Origin of the sequence: Methylobacterium sp. CCH7-A2, assembly GCF_001557075.1 — a bacterium.
Lineage (GTDB): Bacteria > Pseudomonadota > Alphaproteobacteria > Rhizobiales > Beijerinckiaceae > Allobosea > Allobosea massiliensis.
Map to the genome: position 1 here is coordinate 13,717 of NZ_LSKN01000033.1, position 21,526 is coordinate 35,242.

Here is a 21,526-nt window from a genome sequence, read left to right on the forward strand (position 1 = left end):
ATCGGCGCCGGCGGGAGCCCTCTTCAGAGCTTTTCGCTCACCTCTTGCCAGACTTCAGCCGCAGCCGCGACGAATGCCTTCACGTACTCGTCGCCTGCCATCTTGCGGGTATCGTGATCGAAGAACAGGCTTTCGTCGCGATCGCCGTCGTGCCCCAAGTGGCGATCAACCACGTGGTGCAGGGGCTCATCGCCGTAATAGCTGTCCAGGTCCATCTCGCCCATGGCCTTAAGGTCGGGGTACGCGGCGAACTTCATCGCCCATTCGCGCCCGGCCCGCGATCCCTCCGTTGTCTCGAACTGCTCGTATTCAGCCTTGGACGCCCGCAGGCGCTCGATAACGTCTTCCATGACAGGTTCCTTCTGAAAGCTGTTGGTCACCATGGCCGAGGCGAATGCGGCTTGCGCGATGCCCGACCAGTTCAGTTCCCCCGCCTGATCCATGCGTTCCTTCATGTCGTCGGGGACGTAGATGCTCATACGCGCCATGGCCTAACCTCTTGTGTGCACATGATGGGGTATATGCGTATAATTGGCGCTCGTCAAGCGATATACGCACATAGTAAGTCGTATGCGCATCTGCGCCCATCAGAAGTCGATCACGGCGATCGCGACGCACCTGCAAGCCCCATCGGGGCAGTCCCCTTCCCCTGGATGCCCGCCCTTCGGCGCGTTGAGATGTGAGAAGATCTTGCCCTCATTGCGCCGGCAGCGCTCGCAAGTGCGATTATCGAGGCAACTGCTCCAGCGATATCGGGTGATGCCCGCTTCGATCGCGCGTTGCCGGTTGGAGGCCGATGTCACGGACGCAATGCGCCTGCGCTCTTCAATGTAGCGCTGCTCTTCTGCGGCCCGTTCCTCGGCGGTCATGCCTTTCGATCGCCGCGGCCGACGCGCCCGCTGCGTCATCTCGGGAGGGAAGTCGCCCTCGATCCCAAGCGACGGGCGCTTGGCCTCCCCAAACAGGCGGCGCCAGTTGATCATCGGACTGCCCCTCCGGAGCAAACTGCGCTCATCCTTGGCGTGGCCGCGGCAGACCTCGAAACCGAAGGGTGCCAAACGCCCCCGTTACTCGGTTAAAATGTAACAGAGATCGAAGGTTTGGTAACGCGGATCCAAGAATCTGGGGATCCGTTGCAAACGCCTAGAAAAGCGTTACACGGCCCCTCATCGGGCGGCGCCAATCTGTGCGAAAATGCAATGGTAGAAGCGCGTTTCCGGATCGATTAGCGCGCAAATGCACACACGCGGGATCCCCGTTGCCCGCGCCCGGCGCCCCGCTTTAGCCTGCCTCAAATGAGGAATCCCCGCCGCTGCTATGACGCCCAAGGCCGCGAGGTCGCGCCGGAGACGGTCGGCGGATTGCTGGCGGCCGGCATCGGCAGGGCCGAGATCTGGTGCAACGGGTGCCACCATCACGCCGAGGTCGCGATCGACCGCTTCCCCGCTGACACGCCCGTTCCTGACCTCTGCCTGCGCTTCCGGTGCTCCGCGTGCGGTAGTCGCAACCTGTCGTCCAGGCCGAGCGTGATGGACCACTATGCGGTCATGCGCGAGCGGACCGGGATGGGGTATGGGAGCGCGCCCGGAAGCGCAGCGCGGTCCTGACGCTCCTGAACGATGAGGAGTGGGCCAAGTGGAGCGACCGCGAGATCGCGAGGCGGTGCGCGGTCTCCGACCGCTTCGTCAACAACGTGCGCGGCGGCCTCACTGCGAACCGTTCGCAGTCAGAGGACCGCACCTTCACAACCCGCCACGGCACGGTCTCGACGATGAAGGTCGAGAACATCGGCCGGAAGCCGGTGGAGCCGGCGCCGCCTCCCGCCGACGAGCCGCCAGCGGGCCGGATCTCTCCATTCCGCTGACGGCCGGCCCGTGCGTCTGGGGGGCAGCAGCTACGGGCTCCGGCACGATGCGACGGCCGCGCCGGCGGTTCAACGCGACAAACTGGCCAGCTTCGTCCGCTCGGTGCGGGAGAGCATGCAGATCAGGAGCGCCTGCTCTTCGTTGAGATGGAAGGCGGTGAAGGCCTGCCCTCTCGACTGCCCGCTGGTAACGGGCAGTGGACCAAACGATGCCAGCTCTTCGGCATTGGCCTTGATGGTCGAGCGGATGTCGTACTCGCGCTTCAAGCCGAGCGCCGCCGCCAGATCGGTGTCGAGCACACGGGGCTGTCAGCCCTCCCGCGCCTTCCTGAGCCTCACGCCCGGCCCCTCGCCGTTCTCGGCGACGAAGATGACGCCGGCGGCTTCGAGCGCGGCGCGCATCTTGTCGACGCTGCTCACGCGCGCGTCCTGGCCGGCCTCGAACCGATTGACCGTGTTGGACCCGACCCCCGCCTTGCTGGCGAGTTCGGTGGTGCTCCAAGAGAGGGCCGCGCGGGCCATGCGACATTGAACTGGCTTCATATGGTGTGATTATCACCATTTGTTATTGACATCAAACCAAACATGGAATTATCACTAGTGGTGTGAATATCACCATTAGGAGTGACGCCATGTCCAAGATCATGCCGACGCAGTCGATCAAGCCCCTCACGCCCGGCCCGGTGCCGGCGCCGCTCGATCTCGAATGGAGCGACCTCGCAAACCTGCACGACGCGTTGCTGACCTTCTCCGACGTCTGCTGCGGGCTCCAGTGCCAGCCGCGGTTTCAGAAGGACCGCATCGGTGGTCTGAACGATGCCGGCCTCTATCTCGCGGAGATCGACCAGCTCATCACGTCGGCCGCCAATAGCATCGCCGAGCGCGCGCTGGACGCCAAGGCGACCGATCCCGAGGGCATGCACCGCGTCCTCATGCTGGAGGAGGTGCGCGTCTACGAGAGCACCGAAGTGATCGCCGAAGTCGCCAACCGCCCCGCCGGGTCGCGGTCATGAGCGGCTGCAGCTTCACCGGGCCGGGCTGGTACCGGATGCTCTGGCGCGGCGCGCGTGACGCGCCGGGCACGAGCAAGGTGGTCTGGATCCAGGAACTCGACGACCCCGACCTGCCGGGCTTCCTGGGCGTCTGGCCGGACCAAGGCGCGGTCAACAATCCCCGGCGCGCGCTCGCCCGCATCAAGCGCGAGGTCTGCGAACGCAGCCTCGTCGCACGGGTCGAGGTGGCGATGCTATGAGCCCGGTCATCCCCTTCCCGCGACGGCCGCCGGCTGACCCTCAGGAGGTCGCCAGCGGCCTTGCAGCACTTGATCAGGCCGTGAGCCAGTTGCGCGCCCAGAGGCGGCTCCAGCGCGACGCACGGGCGCGGGTCGAGGAAGTGGTCGCGCGGATGATCGAGCTTCTGGACGATCTCGACGGCGACCCCGACGCGGAGGATGGCGACGAGCGTGATAGCTCATGGCCGGAGACGGCTGGCCGGGGATGGGTGGCCGGCGGCGCCCAGCACGAAGACGCGGAGGATGACGACCCGGCTCACCCCTCGCAGGACGACAACGGCATTGGGGATCAGGACGGGCGGTGGGAGCAGTGCGAGCTATGACCGCGCGCTCCAGGCTCGCCGGCCGGAACCCGCGGCAAGATCGATTCGGCGAGGCCAAGGCTCGGGAGCTGTCACGACTGCAGGCCGAGCTTCGCGTGGTCGAGTGGCTGATCCGCTACCTCTCAACCGGTAGCGACTTGACCGACGAAAAGCCGTCTCGCTGACCACCGCTGTCTAATGCGGCTCAGCCCGGCATATTGGTCATGTGTTGGACACGCTCAACGAGGGATCGGCTAACTCGTTGATTTTGCTGGCGCTCCCATGGGGAATCGAACCCCAGTTTTCGCCGTGAGAGGGCGACGTCCTGACCGCTAGACGATGGGAGCAGCGCGGTAAGGGCTGCTGTTTAATCGGCCCTCGCCGGCTCTGCAACTGTTTTTGCAGATCGCGGACGAAAATTGCCGGGGGACGGGTTGCCGCCCCCCGGAACGTTCGGGCGTAAGCAGGCAGGCCCGCGTCAGGCCGCGGCGTCCTGCAGCGTCGGATAGTCGGTATAGCCCTTGCCGTCACCGCCATAGAACAGCGAAGGCTCGGGCGTGTTCAGCGGCGCATCGCGGCGCAGGCGCTCGACCAGGTCGGGATTCGCGATGAAGAGCCGCCCGAAGGCGACGGCATCGACGCGCCCGCTTTCGACCGCCTCGATCGCCGAGGCGCGGTCGAAGCCGTTATTGGCGATATAGGCGCCGCGGAAGGCCTTGCGCAGCGCGTCGTAATCGAAGGGCAGGAAGTCGCGCGGCCCGCCGGTCGCCCCCTCGATGACGTGGATGAAGGCGAGCCCCGCCGCGTCGAGCCGGGCGACGAGATGGGCAAACAGCGGCTGCGGGTTGCTGTCGCGCGCATCGTTGGCCGGCGTGACGGGGGACAGCCGGATGCCGACGCGCCCCTTGCCGAACACCTTCACCACCGCATCGACCACCTCGAGCGTCAGCCGGACACGGTTCTCGATCGAGCCGCCATAGGCGTCGCTGCGGGTGTTCGTGCCGTCGCGCAGGAACTGGTCGAGCAGATAGCCGTTGGCGGCATGGATCTCGATGCCGTCGAAGCCGGCGGCCTTGGCGTTCTCGGCCGCCTTCGCATAGTCGGCGACGATCCCCGGCAGTTCCTCCAGCGCCAGCGCGCGCGGCGCCGAGACGTCGACGAAGCCGCTCTCGACATAGGTCTTGCCCTTGGCGGGAATGGCGGAGGGGGCGACCGGCGCCTGCCCGCCCGGCTGCAGCGAGACATGGCTGATGCGCCCGACATGCCAGAGCTGGGCGATGATCTTGCCGCCCTCGGCATGGACGGCGTCGGTCACGGCCTTCCAGCCTTCGACCTGCTCGGCCGTGTACATGCCGGGCGTCCAGACATAGCCCTGGCCCTGCTGCGAGATCTGCGTCGCTTCGGAGATGATCAGCCCGGCGCCGGCGCGCTGGCGATAATACTCGACATTGAGCGCATTGGGCGCATCATTGCCATGGGTCGCGCGGTTGCGCGTCAGCGGCGCCATGACGACGCGGTTGGACAGTTCGATGTCGCCGAGGCGCAGCGGCGAGAACAGCTTGGGGCTGGACGGATCGGATCGGGTCATGGGGGTGGTCCTTGGAGGGGCCGCGATGCGGCCGAAGGGAAGCGTGATCATGACGACCGGCGCGGGCGAGGCCGCGGGCCGGGCCGCCGGACGCCCTCAAGATAGGTGCTGCAATGCAGCATGACAGGGCTGCCCGTTCAGGCTTTCGTGAACAGGACGATTGCCCTCCGATCGATCTCGATTTCGGCGCAGATCGCCTCCAAACCGAGGCCGGGACGAAGCAGACCATCTCCGGGCTGCTTCTGCGCCACGCTCTTCGGCCGGCTGCGGGCTGGCTCGGAGCCGGTCTGCGGGCGGCCGTCGATATCGTCTACCCGCCTTCTTGCGTGGCCTGTCAGGCGGCGACCGGCGAGGCGCAGGCACTCTGCCCCGCCTGCTGGGGCGAGATGCGCTTCATCGAGCGGCCCTATTGCGAGCGTCTGGGCACGCCCTTCGCCGTCGATCTCGGCGACGGCATGGTCTCACCCGCCGCCATCGCCGACCCTCCGGTCTTCGCGCGGGCCCGCGCCGTCTGCCGCTTCGACGGCACAGCCCGCGAACTCGTGCACAGGCTGAAATATGGCGACCGAACCGACCTCGCTCTGACGATGGGCCGGATGATGCGGCAGGCCGGCCGCGAACTGCTACACGACGCTGATGTGATCGTGCCCGTGCCGCTGCACCGGGTCCGGCTCTGGACGCGGCGCTTCAACCAGGCGGCGGCGCTGGCGCAGGTGGTCGCGGGCGGATCCGGCGTTCCGCTGGCGCCGGTCGCCCTGGCGAGGGTGAAACGCACGCGCCAGCAGGTCGGGCTGACGCGCGCGCAGCGGGCCGACAATTTGCAGGGCGCCTTCAAGGTGCCGCCCGTCATCCGGCCGCAGATCGAGGGCCGGCGCGTGCTGCTCATCGACGATGTCCTGACCACGGGCGCGACCGGCAATGCCGCGGCACGGGCCCTGCTGCGCGGCGGCGCGCGCGCGGTCGACATCCTGACCTTCGCGCGCGTCGTCTCGGACGGCACCTGAGGAGCGTCACGCCCGGTGACGAAACCGTGACGAGCCCCTACATTGGGGTGCAGCCCCAACCCGATGGACCTTCGCGATGCCTCCGGTCACGATCTACACCACCTCCTGGTGCCCCTATTGCAAAGCGGCCAAGTCGCTGCTGACGAAAAAGGGCGTCGCCTTCGACGAGATCGACGTCGATGGCAAGCCGGAGCTGCGCCAGGCGATGACCGCCCGGGCCGGCGGCCGCACCTCGGTGCCGCAGATCTTCATCGGCGAGACGCATGTCGGCGGCTCCGACGACATTCACGCCCTCGACGCCCGCGGCGAACTCGACAAGCTGCTGGCCGCGTGAGGGCTGCTCCACTCACGAACACCGACACCGGCCGCTCCGGCCGGTCGCCTTCTGTCATGCCATGATCAAATACGCCCTCATCTGCGACCAGTCCCACGACTTCGAAAGCTGGTTCGCCAACTCTGCGAGTTTCGAGGAACAGGCCAGGCGCGGCTTCGTCTCCTGCCCCGTCTGCAACAGCATCAAGGTCGAGCGCGCGATCATGGCGCCCCATGTCGCCCGCACCGACCGCGGCAAGACCATGATCGAGGCGCCGTCCCCGGCGGCCGGTCCGGCTGTCGCAGCGATGGCGCCTGAGGCCGCTCCTGTCGCGCTGATGGGCGAGAAGGAGATCGCGCTGCGCCAGATGCTGGCCGAACTGCACCGGCAGGTGGCGGAGAACGCCGAGCATGTCGGCAAGCGCTTTGCGGAAGAGGCCCTGAAGATCCATCACGGCGAAAGCGACAACCGCGCGATCTATGGCGAGGCCAGCCTGGAGGATGCCCGCATGCTGCATGAGGAAGGCGTCGAGTTCCTGCCGCTGCCGCGCCTGCCGGATGCCGGGCATTGATGCGCCGATGATCAGCCTGCGCAACGACGCCCTCTCCGTCGAGATCGCCCCGCTCGGAGCGGAGCTGCAATCCGTCCGGGACTCGCTGGGCCGCGACTGGCTGTGGAGCGGCGATCCGGCGATCTGGGCGGGGCGGTCGCCGCTGCTCTTTCCGGTGATCGGCAAACATCCGGGCGGGCAGGTGCTGATCGACGGCAGGCGCTATCCGATCAAGAGCCATGGCGTCGCCCGTACCGCAGTGTTCCGGGTGGTCTCGCAGGACGCGACCTCCTGCACGCTGCGGCTGACCGAAGACGAAGAGACGCGTTCGGCCTATCCCTTCGCCTTCATCCTCGACATGACCTACCGGCTCGAGGGCGCCTCGCTCGCCATGACGGCGCGGATCGAAAATCCTGGCGCAGCGCCGATGCCCTTCTGCTTCGGCTATCACCCCGCTTTCCCCTGGCAGCTCCCGGACGGCGCCGGGCGGCCCCACCGCATCCATCTCGCCAATGGCGCGAGCCCAGGCCATCAGCGACTGAACGCGGATGGCCAGCGCGCGCCAGACCTGCACCCCTCCGCCTTCGTCGACGGCGTGCTCACGCTGGATCACGCACTCTTCGCGGCCGATGCGCTGATCATCCCGGAGGGAGCCGGAAGCCGCTGCTGGTATGGCGCCGAGGGCCACCCAGGCATCGCGCTCGCCTTCGCCGACCTGCCGCAGCTCGGCATCTGGACCAAGCCGAACGGCCCCTTCATCTGCATCGAGCCCTGGCACGGCCTGACCTCGCCCGCCGATCCCGACGAGCCGCTCGACCAGCGCGAGGGCGCGATCACGCTGCCCCCCGGAGCAGAGCGCAGCTTCACGCTGACCGCCACCTTCGGCGTCGAACGGCCGGTCTGAGGCGCCTTTCGCGCTCATCCGAAGGTCGCAAGCGACTTCGCCGGCCCTCTGGCGTTATCCTCGCCGCAGTGCAACATTGAGATTGCTCTGAAAAGAGGGTGGAACGGCATGAACGCGATCGACCCCACCGCGGGCCGTGCCCCGCAGCGCGACAAGCCCTGGATCTTCCGCACTTATGCCGGCCATTCAGACGCTGCGGAATCGAACCGGCTCTACCGCAACAACCTCGCCAAGGGGCAGACCGGCCTCTCGGTCGCCTTCGACCTGCCGACGCAGACCGGCTACGACCCCGACCATGTGCTGGCGCGCGGTGAGGTCGGCAAGGTCGGCGTGCCCATCGCCCATCTCGGCGACATGCGGGCGCTGTTCGACCAGATCCCGCTGGCGCAGATGAACACATCGATGACGATCAACGCGACGGCGGCCTGGCTGCTCTCGCTCTACATCGCGGTCGCGGACGAGCAGGGCGCCGACCGCAAGGCGCTGCAGGGCACGACGCAGAACGACGTCGTCAAGGAATACCTCTCGCGCGGAACTTACGTCTTTCCGCCGCGCCCCTCGATGCGGCTGACCACCGACATCGTCGTGTTCACCACCCGCGAAATGCCGAAGTGGAACCCGACCAACGTCTGCTCCTATCATCTGCAGGAGGCGGGCGCCTCGCCGGTGCAGGAGCTCTCCTTCGCGCTGGCGACCGCGATCGCGCTGCTGGATTCGATCCGCGCCCGGCCCGAGGTCTCGGCCGAGGAGTTTCCCGAGCTCGTCGGCCGCATCTCCTTCTTCGTCAATGCCGGGATGCGCTTCATCACCGAGCTCTGCAAGATGCGGGCATTCGTCGAGCTGTGGGACGAGATCACGCTCGGCCGCTATGGCGTCGCAGATGAGGCGATGCGCCGCTTCCGCTATGGCGTTCAGGTGAATTCGCTGGGGCTGACCGAGCCACAGCCCGAGAACAACGTCTACCGCATCCTCATCGAGATGCTGGCCGTGACGCTCTCGAAGAAGGCCCGCGCGCGAGCCGTGCAGCTGCCGGCCTGGAACGAGGCTCTCGGCCTGCCCCGCCCCTTCGACCAGCAATGGTCGCTGCGCATGCAGCAGGTCCTGGCCTATGAGACCGACCTGCTCGAGTTCGGCGACATCTTCGACGGCTCGACCGTGATCGACGCCAAGGTGGCCGAGCTGAAGGCGGCAGCGCTGGCGGAACTGGCGGCGATCGATGCCATGGGCGGGGCGCTCGCCGCCATCGAGACCGGCTACATGAAGAAGGCGCTGGTCGAGAATGGCGCGCGCCGCATCGAGGCGATCGAGCGCGGCGAGCAGATCGTCATCGGCGTCAACAAGTTCACCAACAGCGAGCCTTCTCCTCTGTCGGCCGGCGAGGGCAGCGTGGTGACGGTGCCCGATTCCGTCGAACTGGAAGCGATCGGCCGGCTCAAGGCCTGGCGTTCGGCCCGGGAAGCCAAGGCGGCGCAAGCGGCGCTGGCCGAGCTCTCGGCGGCGGCGAAGGAAGATCGCAATGTCATGCCAGCCTCGATCGCCTGCGCCAAGGCCGGCGTCACCACCGGCGAATGGGCGCAGAGTCTCCGTGAGATTTTCGGCGAGTACCGCGCTCCCACCGGCGTCGACACGACCAAACTCGGCAGCAATGAGGGGCTCGCCACCGTCAAGGCCGCAGTCGCCCGCGCCACCGAGAAGCTCGGCCGCACGCCGCGCTTCCTCGTCGGCAAGCCGGGGTTGGACGGTCACTCCAACGGCGCCGAGCAGATCGCGGTGCGCGCGCGCGATGCCGGCATGGCGGTGAGCTATGGCGGCATTCGCCAGACACCGGAGGAGATCGTCGCCCAGGCGCAGGAGACCGAAGCCGACATCATTGGGCTGTCGATCCTCTCGGGCTCGCATCTGCCGCTGGTGCGCGATGTGACCGCCCGCCTGCGCGTCGCCGGCATGGATGTCCCGGTCGTGGTCGGCGGCATCATTCCGCCCGAGGACGAGAACGCGCTGCGCAACATGGGCGTCGCCGCGGTCTACACCCCGAAGAACTTCGAGCTCGACGGCATCATTGCCGATGTCGCCGGGCTCGCGGCGAAGGAGCGACCCTGAGGGTGGCTCAGGCTTCAGTCGCCTCCGCCGCCACCATCCCCGCCGTCGCCGTCGTCGTTGCGCGAGAGCCAGCCTCCGTCACCACTCGTCGGCGCCTCTCCCGCGCGCGCGGCGCGGCGGATCAGGGCGATGACCGCGATCAGCGGAACGGCCATGATCACCAGATAAGCGGCGGCATCCTGCATCGTTCGGCCTCGTCTCGCCCGGCGCCCCCGCGCCATGCGTCCAGCGGAGCCTGCCATGACGCGACCGGGATGGCGAGGCCGCTTGTCGTAGGGGCAGGGTGACAGCGCCGCTGCGCCTGCCTATTTTGCCGCCTCCCTCCGGACCATCGACTTGATCCTTCCAGATTTTCGCGACCATGAGGCGCTGCGCCGCGCCTTCCGCTGGCAGATCCCGCCCCGCTACAACATCGCCGAGGATGTCTGCGACCGCTGGGCGGCGCTGGACCCCGACCGCACCGCGATCATCGAGGTGTCGCGGGACTGGCAGGTCGCCCCGGTCAGTTTCGGCGCGCTGCGTGACGCTTCGATGCGGCTGGCGAGTGCTTTGGCGGCCCGCGGCGTGCGCCGCGGCGACCGGATCGCGATCCTGCTGCCGCAGGGCCGCAGCGTCCTCACCGCCCATCTCGCGGCCTATCGCCTCGGCGCCATCGCCGTGCCGCTGGCGGCCCTCTTCGGCGTCGACGCACTCGCCTATCGGCTGACGGATTCCGGCGCGAAGGTTCTCGTCACCGATGCAGCGGGGTTCGCCAAGACCCGGCAGATCGCCCACCCCCTGCCCGACCTCGCACTGACGGTCTCGGTCGATGGCGCCGATGGCGGCGCACTCGACTGGCACGCTTTGCTCGCGCAGGCTGCGCCGGACTTCGCGACGGTGCCCACCGGCCCCGATGATCCGGCCTTGATGATCTACACCTCCGGCACCACCGGAAATCCGAAGGGCGCGCTGCACGGCCACCGCGTCCTGCCCGGTCATCTGCCGGGCGTGCAGATGCCGCATGAATTCCTGCCGCAGCAAGGCGACCTGGCCTGGACGCCGGCCGACTGGGCCTGGGCCGGCGGCCTGCTCAACATGCTGCTGCCGGCGCTGCATTTCGGCGTCGCGGTCGTGGCGCGGCCCGTGACGCGCTTCGAGCCGGAGGAGGCCTTCCGCCTGATGGCCGATCTGCGGATCCGCAACGCCTTCGTGCCGCCGACGGCGCTGCGGATGCTGCGCAGCGTCGAGCGGCCGCGCGAGCGTTTCGCGCTGAATCTGCGCACGGTCGCGGCTGCAGGCGAGGCGCTCGGCGCGGAGACACTGGCCTGGGGCCGCGAGGCGCTGGGGCTGGCCATCAACGAGGCCTATGGCCAGACCGAGTGCAATCTCGTCCTCGCCTCCTGCGCCGCCATCGGCGTCAGCCGTCCGGGCTTCATCGGCAAGGCGGTACCGGGGCACGAGGTCGCGATCATCCGGCCCGACGGGTCCGTCTGCGCACCCGACGAGCAGGGCGAGATCGCGGTGAGGCGGCCCGACCCGGTGATGTTCCTGGGCTATTGGGGCAACGAGGCCGCGACGCAGGCCAAATTCACCGGCACCTGGATGAAGACCGGCGACCAGGCGGTCCAGGATGCGGAGGGCTATGTCCGCTTCGTCGGCCGCGACGACGACGTCATCACCTCCTCGGGCTATCGAATCGGCCCGGGCGAGATCGAGGACTGCCTGCTCCGGCACGACGCGGTTGCGCTCGCCGCCGTCGTCGGCAAGCCGGACCCGCTGCGCACCGAGATCGTCAAGGCCTTCGTTGTGCTCAGGGAGGGACTGCGCGGCACGCCCGAACTCGCGGCCGAACTGCAGGATTTCGTCCGCCGCAGGCTGTCCGCCCATGAATACCCGCGCGAGATCGCCTTCCGCGACGAGTTGCCGATGACGACGACGGGCAAGATCGTCAGGCGGCTCCTGCGCGCGGAGGCTTGAGCCCGCCACCGCCGCCGCGCGGCAACCGCGACAGGGACCGCCTGATCGCCTCCCGCGCACGGCCGGCGAGATCCCGCGGCGTCGTCCTCGCGCCGCTCGCAAGATGCAGATCGGCAAGGGAGAGGCCGCCCTCTCCCTCCCAGGCGAGATCAGCCGGCAGGATGATCCGCCGCGCCGGCATCGCGCGCCTCATGGCCGCGAGCAGCGCGTGCAGCGGCTGCCAGTGCGCCTCGGCCTCGTTCTCCACGGCGAGATAGAGCCAGCTGTGCGCGCCGCGCCCGATGAGAACGGCCCCGGCGAGAGGGATCTCCTCCCGCATCAGCAGGCCGACGCGGCACTGCCGGCCGCGGGCGAGATAGCGCGTCATGGCGCGCAGAAAGCCGACCTCGCGCGTGTCGTGCAGCGTCGCGGCACCGGCGCGCCCACGCGCCCCCGAGGCTTCCAGTGCCAGAATGATCTCGACCGCGTCCCGAAGATCGGCCTGCGCGCGCGGCTCGACGAGCTTCACTCCGGCAGGATTGTCCGGCGCATGCGCCGAGATGACCGTCCTCGGCATGCCGCCAGCCGGCAGGACCGTTCCGGAGAGAGCAACACGCCGATCGCCCCCGGCCACTTCCTGGAGGGTCGCGGCCAGGGGCCCGTCTCGATCGATAGCCCGCAGCACGAGTCCCTGCCCGTCAATCAGGCGCTGCCGGCGTGGCGAGAGGAGCGTGTCGATGACCGCCGCAGCCCGTTGTCGGTCGATGAGCGGCACCCCCGAGGCGATGCGCCGGTCCGAGAGCCCAATCAACGCATCGGGCAGGAAAAAACCATGGCGGGGAAAGACCGGGACGAAGCCGAGCAGGCGCCGCTGCGGGCCCTCCGCGGTTCCCTGCCAGGCGAGGAGCACCGTGACGTCCCGGAACGCGACGAGATGCTGCGCGGCCGCGAGCAGGAAGCCTGGCTCGAAGAAGGGGTTGGGCTCGAGGGCGCGTGCAGCCAGATGCGACCAGGCCTCGACGATGTCGCCGCAGGACGAGAGCGGCCTGGCCTCGATGACAACGGGCTGGTCCGGCTGATGCGGCGCCATCGACGCCGCCTTGCCCTCCACGCCCGCGGCGGGCGCGCCCTTCAACGCCATGACCCGATCCATGCGATCTGCCTCCGCCGCGCTGGGTCGATCTGGGGCGGGGCTGTGCCGAATCGGCAAGGTCCAGCGCCGTCCGCGATCGTTCGGGAGGGTCGCTTCAAGATCGGGGCCGCACGGCCCCAGCTTCAGCCGCCGGCGGCTGCTGTCTGGCCCGCCTGGCCGAGGAAGGCGGCCCAGAGCCGCTGCACGACACTCTCCTCGATGTCCTTGACGATCACCACGAGACGCGAGCGGCGGTCTGCATCGGGCCAGGCCTCGAGGATCACCGGCGGATGCAGGATCTGCTGGACGGCATGCAGCAGCAACGGCTGGTCGGGGTGCTCGGCGACCTTCACCAGCCCCTTCATGCGCAGAAGCTTCGGCCCATGGACGGAGCGCAGCAGCGTCCAGAACAGGTCCACCGTCGCCTGCGGGATCGGATTCTCCGCCGTCAGCGCGAAGGCGCGGATGCTGGCGTCATGCCGGTTGACGTCGTGGTGATGGTGATGGTGATGGTGATCGTGATCGTGATCATGGCTGTGATGATCATGGCTGTGATCGTGGCCGCAGTGGTCATGATGATGTCCGTGACCGTGATGGCCATGACCGTGATCATGCTGCGGCCGCTCGCCCGGCAGGGTTTCGCGGGCCAGCCACTGGCCGATCTCGGCCGGGCGCAGCGCCAGGTCGTAGAGGCCGGCGCCAAAGAGCGAACGCGCCGCCGCCTGCGGGCCGAGCACCGCGACACCGGGGTTGAGCAGAGCCAAGCGCTGCCGCAGCGAAGCCAGTTCGGCCGGGTGCTCGACCAGTTCGGTCTTGGTCAGCACGAGGCGGTCCGCCGCGACGACCTGCTTGCGCGCCTCCTCATGGGCGTCAAGCGTCGCCATGCCATTGACCGCATCGACAAGCGTCACCACCCCGTCGAGCCGGAAGCGCATGGCGAGATAGGGGTGGTTGATCAGCACGTTGAGGATCGGCGCCGGGTCGGCGAGTCCCGTCGTCTCGATCACGACCCGGTTGAACGGGCTGATGCGGCCATTGTCCCGCCGTCGCAGCAGATCTTCCATCGTCACGATCAGGTCGTCGCGGATCGTGCAGCACAGGCAGCCGGAATCGAGCAGGATCATACCGTCCTCGACACCCTGGATCAGCAGGTGGTCGAGCCCGACCTCACCGAACTCGTTGACGATGACGACGGTCTGCGCGAGCGCGGGATCTTTCAGCAGGCGGTTGAGCAGGGTCGTCTTTCCGGCCCCCAGAAACCCGGTCAGCAGGGTCAGCGGCAACGGCTCGGGACAGGTTTGCGGAGAAGACATGACGACGGCACTCGCCTCGGGCGGGGTTCAGGCCGGCGCCACCGGGCGCCGCCTATGTTCTAATGTTACATTAATGACCAGCGTCGCCACGACAAGGGCGCAGCCGAGATATTGCAGCGGCCCCAGCCGCTCGCCGATGACTATGGCTGCGATCAGCACGGCGCAGACCGGCTCGGCGCAGAAGGCGAGCCCGGCTGCCCCCGGCGAGATCCGCGTCATCGCGGCCACCTGCAAGAGGAAGCCGATGAGATAGCCGCCGATGGTCACCGCCGCGGCGAGCGGGGCCAATGCAAAGGCCGCCGGCGACTGGAACCCGCCGGTGATGGCCAGGATCAGCGCGGTCACGGGCAGGATGAGCAGGTGCGACCAGAACAGCCGGGCCGCGAGCGGTGTCTGCGCCAGCGCGGCACCGGCGAAGAACTGGGTCGCGGCGCCGAGGCTCGCCAGTATCGCCAACACCAGTCCGCGCGGATCGAGCCCATGAAAATCCGGCCCCACCACGAGGGCGACACCGACGAAGGCCGCGCAAGCCGCGAGCAGCCGTTCGAGCCGGAAGGGAGTGCGGGTGACGAAGGGCTCGGCCAGCACGATCAGCACCGGATAGGTGAAGAACACCACGGCCGCGACCGTGACCGGCAGGAAGGCGACGGATGAGAGATAGGCCGAGCCGACCAGCGAACTCATCACGCCGAAGAGCAGGAGCGCCCGCCGCTCCCCGCGCGGAACCGAGAGCGACGAGCGCCAGATCAGCAGCCCCAGTCCCACCAGTGCCAGCATGATGAAGACGCGATAGAAGACCAGCAGGGGCCCGCTCAGCCCAGCTTGGCCGGCGATCTGCGCGCTGACGATGTTGGTGCCATAGGCAGCCGCCGCCACCAGCGCCATCGCCATGCCCTGCCGTCGGGCGGTTTCGACCCCCGCAGCGCTCAAGACGTCATGCTCAGGCGTCGTTGTTGGGCTTGGGCTTGGGCTTGGCTGGCGGCCTGGCCGGTTGCGGCTTGGCCGACGCCTGCGCGGGCTTGGCGGCCGCGGGCTTGGCCGAGGCGGTGGCGGGGGTGGCCTTGCCGGAGGGCTTCACCAGCAGCGGTTTCGCCGGTGGGCGCGGCAGTGGCTTGATGCCGGAGGCCGCACCCGCGCGCAGGCTGGCCGGCGCCGCGGCGCCGGGCTGGATCGCACCCTGCAGCCGCATCGGGCCGCCGGCCTGCGAGGGCTGCGCCGTTTCCGGGTCGCTCGGCGCAAAGGCGGTCGTGGCCCCGGGGATCGCGCCATTGCTCGAGGGCGTACGTCCGCGATCGGCGAAGAGCCCGCTGCCCTGAGCCCCGAACAGGCTGGCCGAAACCGGCGCCGAAGGCGAGATCACGGGCGACCCGCCGCGCGCGACACGGCTGTCGCCACCGCCCGTGACATTGGCCGCCAGCGGCGCGCTGGCCGAGGCCGGCGTGCGACCGAAGGCGACCGGAACCGGAATGGTTTCCGCTCGCGGGCCGAGCGAGATCTTGCCGGAGGGCAGGCGCGTCAGGACGGAGGAAGGGCTGCCGACGGCCGGCGCAGAGGCGGTGGCGAAGCGTCCGCCATCATCGGCATTGCCGCCGACGCCGCTGGCCGGGGCCGCGATCGGACCCGCGCTGTCGGCGTCGTCGGCGAGGGCGACCCCGCCACCCCTGCTCTGCACATCGCCGCAGATGCTGGTCGCGCGCCCCCCCTGCGACGGCAGCGACGCGACGGTATATCCGCCTCCGCCCCATTTCGAGAAGCCGTCATCCAGCAACTGCGCCGCCTTGATCGTGCGCTCGGTGCCCGACAGCGCGCCCAGCACGACGGCGATCAGCGTGCGCCCGCCACGGGTCGCCGTCGCGACGACATTGAAACCCGAGGCGCAGACATAGCCGGTCTTCATGCCGCCGATCCCGGGATAGCGGCCGACGAGCCCGTTGGTGTTGTTCAGCACCTGCTTGCCCAGCTGCACGGCAGGCGTGTTCCAGTAATCCGCATAGTCCGGAAATTCGCGCATCAGCGCCATGGCGAGGATGGCGAGATCGCGCGCGCTGGTCTGCTGGTCAGGATGGTGCCAGCCATTGGGATTGACGAAATGGCTGTCGCGCATGCCGAGCCGTGCGGCTTCCGCGTTCATCATCGCGACGAAGCGCTCGACATCGCCGCCGACGCCCTCGGCGATCACATAGGCGATGTCGTTGGCCGACTTCACCATCATGATCCGCAGGGCGTTGTCGAGCGTCACCTCCTGGCCGGCCTTGATGTAGACCTTCACCCGCGGCTGGCTCGCGGCCAGCTTCGAGGCCGGGATCGCGGTCTCCAGCCCGAGGCGCCCCTCCCGCACCGCCTTCAGCGCGAGATAGGCGGTCATCATCTTGGTGGTCGAGGCCGGGTGCCAGGGCTGCCCCGCATTTTCCGCCGAGAGCACCGCGCCGCTGGCGGCATCGATCACGAGGCTGGTGCCGGCATGGGCCGGTCCGACCAGCACGGAACCGAAGACGAGGGCGGCGGTGAGGCGGGAGACGATCATCGGGCGGGTCTTGAACCTGGCTTGACGAGGGTTGAAGGCAAGAGGGTTCAACGCGACGCGTGCGGCATTTTCGAGACGGCCGGCACGATGTCCCGCCCTGGCACGCATACCTACCCCCAGCGGAGCGATTTGCCTAGCCGCCGCAGAGGGTTCACTACAGCTCAGCCATACCTCGCCCCCCGGACCTTCCGCGTGAGCTTCGCCCTTCTCTGGATTCCCGCGACAATCGCGGCGTCGCTGCTGCAGACCGCCCGCAACCTGACCCAGCGCTCGCTGACCGACATCATCGGCGTCGTCGGCGCGACGCAGGTGCGCTTCCTGTTCGGCCTGCCCTTCGCGCTGCTGTTTCTGGCCATTGTCTGTGCCGTGGCAGGGCGGCTGCCGCCTGCCGTCGGCGGAACGTCCCTGGCCTACACCATTGCCGGCGCCCTCACCCAGATCGCGGCCACGGCCCTGATGCTGGCGGCGATGCGTGAGCGCTCATTCGCCGTGACGACCGCCTATACCAAGACCGAGCCCGTCCAGGTCGCGATCTTCGGCGCGCTGCTGCTCGGCGACGCGCTGACGCCGCTGAAGTTCCTGGCGGTTCTGATCGCCACCGCCGGCGTCGTCGTGGTGTCCTGGAAGCCGGGCGAGAAGCTGACCCGCGCCGGGCTTCGCCCCGCATTGCTCGGCGTCGGCGCCGGCGCCTTCTTCGCGCTCTCGGCGATCGGCTATCGCGGCGCCATCCAGGCCTTGCCGGAAGGCGGCTTCTTCCTCCGCGCGACCACCATCCTGGCGCTCGGCCTGTTCCTCCAGACGCTGGTGCTGACGCTCTACATGCTGGCCGCAAACCGCCCGGCCCTGATCTCCAGTCTGCGCAATTGGCGCAAGTCGCTCTCGGCCGGGTTCCTCGGCGCGGCGGCTTCCCAATGCTGGTTCATCGGCTTCTCGCTGACGAGCGCCGCCAATGTCCGCACGCTCGCCCTGATCGAGGTGCCGCTGGCGCAGATCGCCTCGCGGCGCATCTTCGCCGAGGGCACCAGCCGACGCGAAATGGCGGGGATGGCGATGATCGTAGGCGGTGTCGCGCTGCTCCTCTCCATCGCCCTTTAGGCGTCCTCGTTCCGCATTGTGGTCCCTCTTTCCATGCACGCCGGAAATGCGCGCCTGCCCGCTTGCGAGGTGCGGGCGTCAAGCGCACATGAGACGGTAAAGTCGGCCAACGCCTGAAGAATGTCGGCAGGGAGAGAAGTCATGAGCGCTGCGATCGTCGGTTGGGCCCATACGCCGTTCGGCAAGCAGGATGCGGAGACGATCGAGAGCCTGATCGTTCGGGTGACGACCGATGCGCTGGTCGATGCCGGCATCACCGCCGACCAGGTCGACGAGATCGTGCTCGGCCATTTCAACGCCGGTTTCTCGGCGCAGGACTTCACCGCCTCGCTCGTGCTCCAGGCCGACCCGGCGCTGCGCTTCAAGCCCGCCACCCGCGTCGAGAACGCCTGCGCGACCGGCTCCGCCGCCGTGCAGCAGGGCGTGCGCGCGATCAAGGCCGGCGCGGCGAAGATCGTGCTCGTCGTCGGCGTCGAGCAGATGACCACGACGCCGGGACCCGAGATCGGCAAGAACCTGCTCAAGGCGTCCTATCTTCCCGAGGAAGGTGGCACCCAGGGCGGCTTCGCCGGCGTGTTCGGCGGCATTGCCGCCGCCTATTTCCAGCGCCATGGCGACCAGTCCGACGCGCTGGCGATGATCGCCGCAAAGAACCACAAAAACGGCGTCGACAATCCTTACGCTCAGATGCGCAAGGACCTCGGCTTCGCCTTCTGCCGCGAGGAGAGCGAGAAGAACCCTTACGTCGCCGGCCCGCTGAAGCGCACCGATTGCTCGCTGGTGTCGGACGGCGCGGCCGCGCTCGTGCTGGCCGACGAGGAGACGGCGTTGACCATGCGCCGCGCCGTCGGCTTCCGTGGCACGGCCCATGTCCAGGATTTTCTCCCCGTTTCCAAGCGCGACATCCTGCGCTTCGAGGGCGCGACGCGCGCCTGGCAGCAGGCGCTGGCGCAGGCCGGGGTCACGCTCGACGACCTCTCCTTCGTCGAGACGCATGACTGCTTCACCATCGCCGAGCTGCTCGAATACGAGGCGATGGGTCTGACCAAGGAAGGCGACGGCGCCCGCGCCATCAAGGAGGGCTGGACGCAGAAGGACGGCAAGCTGCCGGTCAACGTGTCCGGCGGCCTGAAGGCCAAGGGCCACCCGATCGGCGCCACCGGCGTCTCCATGCATGTGCTCAGCGCCATGCAGCTTGTCGGCGAAGCGCCGGAAGGCATGCAGCTGAAGGATGCCCGGCTCGGCGGCATCTTCAACATGGGCGGTTCGGCGGTGGCGAACTACGTCTCGGTGCTCGAGCGGATCAAGTGATCCGCTCGAGGCCCGCCGGAATTCAGAGGCTGGTCGGCCGTTGATCGTCTTCTTCGCGCTGCTGCCAGCCTACTTCCTGTCGATCTTCTACCGGTCGTTCCTGAGCGTGATCGCCCAGCCGGTGATGAGCGATCTCGCGATCGGCGCGGGCGAATTCGGTCTGCTCGGTGCGGCCTGGTTCACCACCTTCGCAATCGCGCAGTTCCCGATCGGCTGGGCGCTCGACCGGCTCGGGCCCCGCCGCACGGTGACCGCCGCCATGGCGGTGGGCAGCGCCGGCGCCTTTCTGTTCGCGCAGGCGACCGGCGCCGTGTCGGGCACGCTCGCCATGGCTCTGATCGGCATCGGCTGCGCACCGATTTTCATGGCGAGCCTGTTCCTTTTCGCGCGCACCGCCGAACCCGGCCGCTTCGCCTTCCTGACCTCGGTCTTCATCGGCCTCGGCTCTCTCGGCAACCTCGTCGGCGCCGCGCCGCTTGCGATCGCCGCCGCGCGGTTCGGCTGGCGCCCCTCGATGCTGGTCATGGCAGGTTGCTTCCTGCTCGCCACCGCGCTGGCCGCGCTGCTGATCCGCGACCCTGCCCGCGCCGAGAGCGCATCGGGCAAGGCGGAAGGCCTCCTCACCGGCCTCGCCAGCATCCTGAAGCTGCGTCCGCTCTGGCTGCTCGCGCCGATCACGCTGACGGCCTATGCGATCCTGGCGACCGCACGCGGCCTCTGGGTCGGCCCCTATATGGCGTCCATCCACGGCTTCGACGCCGTCTCGGCCGGCAACGCCGCGACCGCGATGGCCGTCACGATGGTGGCCGGCGCCTTCATCTATGGCGGCCTCGAAAAGGCGCTCGGGCGGGTCAAGCCGCTGGTATTCTGGGGCACGCTGGGTACGGCAGGCTGCTTCGCGCTGCTGGCGGCCTTCGGCGCGGGCTCGTCGCTGCTCGCGGTCGCCCTCTTCGCCCTGATCGGCGCCGTCGGCTTCACCTATGCCATCCTGATGGCCCATGCGCGCCTGTTCTTCCCGGCCCATCTGCTCGGGCGCGGCATGACGGCGGTCAACTTCCTCTTCATCGCGGGAGCGGCCCTGGCCCAGTCGGGCTCCGGCTGGTTCATCGCCAGCCAGCGCGCCGCCGGCCTCGACGCAGCCACGACCTTCGCCCATCTCCACTGGGCCTTCGCGGGGCTCCTGCTGGCTTCGGCGGCGATCTACGCCTTCACGCCGGAGCGGCCGAAAGTCTGAGCGCCGAGTCTCCCGAGAGGGAGCCGTCAGCCCTCGCCCGGCGCGCGCGCCACGATCGCCAGCGCATGGACCCGCTCGGCGAGTTCCTGCGCCAGGGCGGCGTTGACCAGCCTGTGACGATCGAGCCGGCTCTTGCCGGCGAAGGCCTGCGACACGATATCGACCCTGAAATGGGTTTCGCCGCCTTCGCGCCAGCCCCCATGGCCCTGATGCTGGTGCGACTCGTCGATCACGTTGAGCCGCTCCGGCGACAGCGCCGCCTCGAGCTTGGCGGCGATCCGTTCGGCCATTCCGGTCATGATCGCGCCACCCTTCTGAACGAGTCCGTCGGGCTTTCGCCCTCTGTTCGTGCCCGTGCCGTCAAGCCCCGCAGATGCATGCTGCGTCGCACTTGCCGGTTCGCTTCCCGAGTCTCATAACCGTTCGACCATGAACTTCAACTCGCGCCTGTTCGACCGCATCAGGATCGGCCCTTCCGAAGCAGAAGCGGTCGAGGACGGCGATGCGCCACGCTGCGACCATCCCGGCTGCACGCGCGCCGGCGAGTTCCGCGCGCCGCAGGGCCGCGGCCGCGAAGGCAAGTTCTTCCTGTTCTGCCTGGAGCATGTGAAGGCCTACAACGCGACCTACAACTATTTCGCCGGCATGGATGACGACGCGCTGGCGGCTTACGCCAAGGAGGCGGCGATCGGGCACCGGCCGACCTGGAAACTCGGCGTCAACTCCAAGGCGGCGCGGATGGCGCAGCGCGGCCGGGTCGCGGGCGGCGGCGAGCAGCCCGATGTCCAGGACGCCTTCAACATCTTCGGCGCGCGGCGGGCCCAGACCGCGTCGCAGCCGGAGCCGCGCGTCGGCGTGGTCGCCCGCAAGGCTCTGGAGGCGCTCGGCCTCGACGAGAATGCCGACGCCGCGGCGATCAAGGCGAAGTACAAGGAGCTGGTGAAGCGCTTCCATCCGGACGCAAATGGCGGCGACCGCTCGCGCGAGGGCACGCTCCAGGAAATCCTGAAGGCCTACCAGCAGCTCAAATCGACCGGCATGGTCTGAAGGGGCACCGCCCCTTCGT

Annotated in this window: 25 protein-coding genes and 1 tRNA gene; 14 read left to right on the forward strand and 12 right to left on the reverse strand. The window is 68.5% G+C overall.

The features are described 5' to 3' along the window. Positions 1 to 23: 23 nt before the first annotated feature. The 4 genes from AX750_RS03025 to AX750_RS03045 all read right to left on the reverse strand — a co-directional run bounded on the left by AX750_RS03025 (position 24) and on the right by AX750_RS03045 (position 2,386). Positions 24 to 479: a hypothetical protein gene (locus tag AX750_RS03025; protein ID WP_156446598.1), complete on the reverse strand. Its 456-nt coding sequence runs from the start codon at positions 477 to 479 to the stop codon at positions 24 to 26. Between the two features lie 108 nt (positions 480 to 587). Beyond that, a complete protein-coding gene (locus tag AX750_RS03030) occupies positions 588 to 983 on the reverse strand; it encodes a phage minor head protein (RefSeq protein ID WP_066722822.1) in 396 nt (131 codons plus the stop codon). A gap of 950 nt (positions 984 to 1,933) precedes the next feature. Then, positions 1,934 to 2,164, reverse strand: a complete 231-nt coding sequence (locus AX750_RS03040) for a hypothetical protein (protein ID WP_066722828.1) — start codon at positions 2,162 to 2,164, stop codon at positions 1,934 to 1,936. A gap of 9 nt (positions 2,165 to 2,173) precedes the next feature. After that, complete coding sequence (locus AX750_RS03045) at positions 2,174 to 2,386, reverse strand: helix-turn-helix transcriptional regulator (RefSeq protein WP_066722831.1); 213 nt, start codon at positions 2,384 to 2,386, stop codon at positions 2,174 to 2,176. Positions 2,387 to 2,496: 110 nt separating this feature from the next. Here AX750_RS03045 and AX750_RS03050 point away from each other — a divergent pair, with 110 nt between their 5' ends. Genes AX750_RS03050 through AX750_RS25810 form a run of 4 tightly spaced genes read left to right on the forward strand, consistent with a single transcriptional unit; the run spans position 2,497 to position 3,642 of the window. Beyond that, positions 2,497 to 2,877, forward strand: a complete 381-nt coding sequence (locus AX750_RS03050; protein ID WP_066722834.1) for a hypothetical protein — start codon at positions 2,497 to 2,499, stop codon at positions 2,875 to 2,877. After that, complete coding sequence (locus tag AX750_RS03055; protein WP_066722836.1) at positions 2,874 to 3,116, forward strand: hypothetical protein; 243 nt, start codon at positions 2,874 to 2,876, stop codon at positions 3,114 to 3,116. Before AX750_RS03050 ends, AX750_RS03055 begins: the two co-directional genes overlap by 4 nt. Beyond that, the gene (locus AX750_RS03060) at positions 3,113 to 3,478 is read left to right on the forward strand and encodes a hypothetical protein (protein ID WP_066722838.1); all 366 of its coding nucleotides are present in this window, start codon (positions 3,113 to 3,115) and stop codon (positions 3,476 to 3,478) included. The genes AX750_RS03055 and AX750_RS03060 overlap by 4 nt, the downstream gene beginning before the upstream one ends. Then, positions 3,475 to 3,642 (forward strand): hypothetical protein, encoded by a 168-nt coding sequence (locus AX750_RS25810; protein WP_156446599.1) that lies wholly within the window; start codon positions 3,475 to 3,477, stop codon positions 3,640 to 3,642. The genes AX750_RS03060 and AX750_RS25810 overlap by 4 nt, the downstream gene beginning before the upstream one ends. A gap of 87 nt (positions 3,643 to 3,729) precedes the next feature. Here AX750_RS25810 and AX750_RS03065 read toward each other — a convergent pair. Both AX750_RS03065 and AX750_RS03070 read right to left on the reverse strand, forming a co-directional pair. After that, positions 3,730 to 3,804, reverse strand: a tRNA-Glu gene (locus AX750_RS03065). A gap of 131 nt (positions 3,805 to 3,935) precedes the next feature. Then, a complete protein-coding gene (locus tag AX750_RS03070; protein ID WP_066722839.1) occupies positions 3,936 to 5,045 on the reverse strand; it encodes an alkene reductase in 1,110 nt (369 codons plus the stop codon). Positions 5,046 to 5,158: 113 nt separating this feature from the next. Between AX750_RS03070 and AX750_RS03075 the strand changes: the two genes are divergently transcribed. From AX750_RS03075 to AX750_RS03095, 5 genes are all read left to right on the forward strand, one after another. Further along, complete coding sequence (locus AX750_RS03075; protein WP_082735158.1) at positions 5,159 to 6,049, forward strand: ComF family protein; 891 nt, start codon at positions 5,159 to 5,161, stop codon at positions 6,047 to 6,049. A gap of 76 nt (positions 6,050 to 6,125) precedes the next feature. Then, positions 6,126 to 6,383 (forward strand): glutaredoxin 3, encoded by a 258-nt coding sequence (grxC, locus tag AX750_RS03080; RefSeq protein ID WP_066722841.1) that lies wholly within the window; start codon positions 6,126 to 6,128, stop codon positions 6,381 to 6,383. A 61-nt stretch (positions 6,384 to 6,444) separates the two neighbouring features. After that, a complete protein-coding gene (locus AX750_RS03085) occupies positions 6,445 to 6,933 on the forward strand; it encodes a DUF1178 family protein (RefSeq protein ID WP_066722842.1) in 489 nt (162 codons plus the stop codon). Between the two features lie 7 nt (positions 6,934 to 6,940). Further along, on the forward strand, positions 6,941 to 7,816 hold the full coding sequence (locus AX750_RS03090) for an aldose 1-epimerase family protein (RefSeq protein WP_197426668.1): 876 nt from the start codon (positions 6,941 to 6,943) through the stop codon (positions 7,814 to 7,816). Between the two features lie 108 nt (positions 7,817 to 7,924). After that, positions 7,925 to 9,916, forward strand: coding sequence for a protein meaA (locus AX750_RS03095; RefSeq protein WP_066722853.1), 1,992 nt, complete (start codon positions 7,925 to 7,927; stop codon positions 9,914 to 9,916). A gap of 14 nt (positions 9,917 to 9,930) precedes the next feature. On the opposite strand, the gene AX750_RS25815 is transcribed toward AX750_RS03095, so the two are convergent. Continuing rightward, positions 9,931 to 10,101, reverse strand: coding sequence for a hypothetical protein (locus AX750_RS25815; RefSeq protein WP_156446600.1), 171 nt, complete (start codon positions 10,099 to 10,101; stop codon positions 9,931 to 9,933). Positions 10,102 to 10,255: 154 nt separating this feature from the next. Here AX750_RS25815 and AX750_RS03100 point away from each other — a divergent pair, with 154 nt between their 5' ends. After that, positions 10,256 to 11,872 carry an AMP-binding protein gene (locus AX750_RS03100; RefSeq protein ID WP_082735166.1) on the forward strand — a complete coding sequence of 539 codons (1,617 nt, stop codon included), beginning with the start codon at positions 10,256 to 10,258 and terminating at the stop codon, positions 11,870 to 11,872. Here AX750_RS03100 and AX750_RS03105 read toward each other — a convergent pair. The 4 genes from AX750_RS03105 to AX750_RS03120 form a co-directional block, all read right to left on the reverse strand. Next, entirely contained in the window at positions 11,844 to 13,004 is a 1,161-nt protein-coding gene (locus AX750_RS03105; RefSeq protein WP_066722859.1) for a hypothetical protein, read from the reverse strand. The two genes, AX750_RS03100 and AX750_RS03105, sit on opposite strands and share 29 nt — an antisense overlap. Positions 13,005 to 13,126: 122 nt before the next feature. After that, entirely contained in the window at positions 13,127 to 14,296 is a 1,170-nt protein-coding gene (locus AX750_RS03110) for a GTP-binding protein (RefSeq protein WP_082737667.1), read from the reverse strand. A 27-nt stretch (positions 14,297 to 14,323) separates the two neighbouring features. Next, positions 14,324 to 15,226, reverse strand: a complete 903-nt coding sequence (locus tag AX750_RS03115) for a DMT family transporter (protein ID WP_156446601.1) — start codon at positions 15,224 to 15,226, stop codon at positions 14,324 to 14,326. Positions 15,227 to 15,236: 10 nt separating this feature from the next. Then, the gene (locus AX750_RS03120; protein ID WP_066722867.1) at positions 15,237 to 16,820 is read right to left on the reverse strand and encodes a D-alanyl-D-alanine carboxypeptidase family protein; all 1,584 of its coding nucleotides are present in this window, start codon (positions 16,818 to 16,820) and stop codon (positions 15,237 to 15,239) included. A gap of 192 nt (positions 16,821 to 17,012) precedes the next feature. Here AX750_RS03120 and AX750_RS03125 point away from each other — a divergent pair, with 192 nt between their 5' ends. From AX750_RS03125 to AX750_RS03135, 3 genes are all read left to right on the forward strand, one after another. After that, positions 17,013 to 17,915 (forward strand): DMT family transporter, encoded by a 903-nt coding sequence (locus AX750_RS03125; RefSeq protein ID WP_066722870.1) that lies wholly within the window; start codon positions 17,013 to 17,015, stop codon positions 17,913 to 17,915. Between the two features lie 141 nt (positions 17,916 to 18,056). Continuing rightward, positions 18,057 to 19,226: an acetyl-CoA acetyltransferase gene (locus AX750_RS03130; protein WP_066722872.1), complete on the forward strand. Its 1,170-nt coding sequence runs from the start codon at positions 18,057 to 18,059 to the stop codon at positions 19,224 to 19,226. A 40-nt stretch (positions 19,227 to 19,266) separates the two neighbouring features. Continuing rightward, a complete protein-coding gene (locus AX750_RS03135) occupies positions 19,267 to 20,460 on the forward strand; it encodes an MFS transporter (RefSeq protein ID WP_197426669.1) in 1,194 nt (397 codons plus the stop codon). A 26-nt stretch (positions 20,461 to 20,486) separates the two neighbouring features. On the opposite strand, the gene AX750_RS03140 is transcribed toward AX750_RS03135, so the two are convergent. Next, positions 20,487 to 20,750 (reverse strand): BolA family protein, encoded by a 264-nt coding sequence (locus AX750_RS03140; protein WP_066722875.1) that lies wholly within the window; start codon positions 20,748 to 20,750, stop codon positions 20,487 to 20,489. A gap of 139 nt (positions 20,751 to 20,889) precedes the next feature. Between AX750_RS03140 and AX750_RS03145 the strand changes: the two genes are divergently transcribed. Beyond that, positions 20,890 to 21,507, forward strand: a complete 618-nt coding sequence (locus tag AX750_RS03145; RefSeq protein ID WP_066722878.1) for a J domain-containing protein — start codon at positions 20,890 to 20,892, stop codon at positions 21,505 to 21,507. Positions 21,508 to 21,526: the final 19 nt, after the last annotated feature.

Excerpts from the sequence above, each read along its gene's own strand:
- AX750_RS03025 (WP_156446598.1), bottom strand. The coding sequence starts at position 479 with ATGAGCATCTACGTCCCCGACGACATGAAGGAACGCATGGATCAGGCG.
- AX750_RS03030 (WP_066722822.1), bottom strand. The coding sequence starts at position 983 with ATGATCAACTGGCGCCGCCTGTTTGGGGAGGCCAAGCGCCCGTCGCTT.
- AX750_RS03045 (WP_066722831.1), bottom strand. The coding sequence starts at position 2,386 with ATGGCCCGCGCGGCCCTCTCTTGGAGCACCACCGAACTCGCCAGCAAG.
- AX750_RS03050 (WP_066722834.1), top strand. The coding sequence starts at position 2,497 with ATGTCCAAGATCATGCCGACGCAGTCGATCAAGCCCCTCACGCCCGGC.
- AX750_RS03055 (WP_066722836.1), top strand. The coding sequence starts at position 2,874 with ATGAGCGGCTGCAGCTTCACCGGGCCGGGCTGGTACCGGATGCTCTGG.
- AX750_RS03060 (WP_066722838.1), top strand. The coding sequence starts at position 3,113 with ATGAGCCCGGTCATCCCCTTCCCGCGACGGCCGCCGGCTGACCCTCAG.
- AX750_RS25810 (WP_156446599.1), top strand. The coding sequence starts at position 3,475 with ATGACCGCGCGCTCCAGGCTCGCCGGCCGGAACCCGCGGCAAGATCGA.
- AX750_RS03070 (WP_066722839.1), bottom strand. The coding sequence starts at position 5,045 with ATGACCCGATCCGATCCGTCCAGCCCCAAGCTGTTCTCGCCGCTGCGC.
- AX750_RS03075 (WP_082735158.1), top strand. The coding sequence starts at position 5,159 with ATGCAGCATGACAGGGCTGCCCGTTCAGGCTTTCGTGAACAGGACGAT.
- grxC (WP_066722841.1), top strand. The coding sequence starts at position 6,126 with ATGCCTCCGGTCACGATCTACACCACCTCCTGGTGCCCCTATTGCAAA.
- AX750_RS03085 (WP_066722842.1), top strand. The coding sequence starts at position 6,445 with ATGATCAAATACGCCCTCATCTGCGACCAGTCCCACGACTTCGAAAGC.
- AX750_RS03090 (WP_197426668.1), top strand. The coding sequence starts at position 6,941 with ATGATCAGCCTGCGCAACGACGCCCTCTCCGTCGAGATCGCCCCGCTC.
- AX750_RS03095 (WP_066722853.1), top strand. The coding sequence starts at position 7,925 with ATGAACGCGATCGACCCCACCGCGGGCCGTGCCCCGCAGCGCGACAAG.
- AX750_RS25815 (WP_156446600.1), bottom strand. The coding sequence starts at position 10,101 with ATGCAGGATGCCGCCGCTTATCTGGTGATCATGGCCGTTCCGCTGATC.
- AX750_RS03105 (WP_066722859.1), bottom strand. The coding sequence starts at position 13,004 with ATGGATCGGGTCATGGCGTTGAAGGGCGCGCCCGCCGCGGGCGTGGAG.
- AX750_RS03110 (WP_082737667.1), bottom strand. The coding sequence starts at position 14,296 with ATGTCTTCTCCGCAAACCTGTCCCGAGCCGTTGCCGCTGACCCTGCTG.
- AX750_RS03120 (WP_066722867.1), bottom strand. The coding sequence starts at position 16,820 with ATGATCGTCTCCCGCCTCACCGCCGCCCTCGTCTTCGGTTCCGTGCTG.
- AX750_RS03130 (WP_066722872.1), top strand. The coding sequence starts at position 18,057 with ATGAGCGCTGCGATCGTCGGTTGGGCCCATACGCCGTTCGGCAAGCAG.
- AX750_RS03140 (WP_066722875.1), bottom strand. The coding sequence starts at position 20,750 with ATGGCCGAACGGATCGCCGCCAAGCTCGAGGCGGCGCTGTCGCCGGAG.
- AX750_RS03145 (WP_066722878.1), top strand. The coding sequence starts at position 20,890 with ATGAACTTCAACTCGCGCCTGTTCGACCGCATCAGGATCGGCCCTTCC.